The sequence below is a fragment of the Virgibacillus carmonensis genome, assembly GCF_057836705.1.
The window spans coordinates 1-940 of the sequence record NZ_JBYQFJ010000092.1; the positions used below are offsets into that span (position 1 = coordinate 1).

A 940-nucleotide genomic window follows, 5' to 3' on the forward strand; every position below is an offset into this window, starting at 1 on the left:
GTTCTTGAGGAAATGATTGACCTGGTCCTTTTGATAGGTAAGTTTGTTGACTAAACTAGTATATTGAGCATTACTTGTCCCTGAATCATTCTGAGTTAAGCTTTGAAAATCATGATTTATTTCAATTAAAACTTGTTCCTCGTGCTTCATGACCTCCTCGTTTGTATTCTCTTTAAACTGCTTCCACCATGTAACTAGACCAAAAATAAAGATCAGCATAAGGATTGGGTCCGGTGAGATAAAAATGATTGGAATCAGAATGATTAGCCCAATTAACCATATTTTTGTTGACAACACACTTACAATCCGCCCGCCATCAAGCGGGGATACAGGAAAAAGATTGAACAAATTAATAAGTGCTCCTAATTGGATCACGAGAGCCCAGTAAGGGTCGTTCGTTATTATGTAAAGAGCAATTGCTGGTAATATAGAAATTAAGCCCGCCAAAGGACCGCCGTAAGCTACAAAAAATTCGGTCTTTGCATTTTTAATTTTTTTCGGGTCAATTCCAATTGCTGCCCCTAAAAACGGAATGAAAATTGCTGGACTGGTCGGGATCCTTTTCATTTTGGCAGCAACAAGGTGCCCCATTTCGTGAACAAAAATTAAATACACAAGCGCAATCGCAAATTTCCATCCATAAAATACTGCATAAGCCCAAAGCGATATGAACATCGAGGCTAAAGTAGCAAACTTGCCCACCTTTAAAAGGACTAGCAGCCACTTGGCCTTTGTAAGCAGGAAGACCCCAATTACAGCAAGCCATCCCCATAAACCTTTATTTGATTTCTCTTCAGCAGTAGTTGCCATCAAAGACTCCCCAATCAACTTTTCCTTCATTTTAACACAAGTTGCGGGACTTGGGGACAGGTTCCTCGTCCCACCAAAGGGCGGGACAAGGAACCTGTCCCTACTGTCCCATTGTTATCTTGAGCTGGTT

Annotated in this window: 1 protein-coding gene; it reads right to left on the reverse strand. The window is 40.9% G+C overall.

Annotated elements, in window-relative coordinates; genetic code table 11:
* Positions 1-840 (reverse strand): site-2 protease family protein (locus AC3G7N_RS20650; protein WP_489424042.1); only part of this gene is annotated, 840 nt, incomplete at its 3' end.
* Positions 841-940 lie beyond the last annotated feature (100 nt).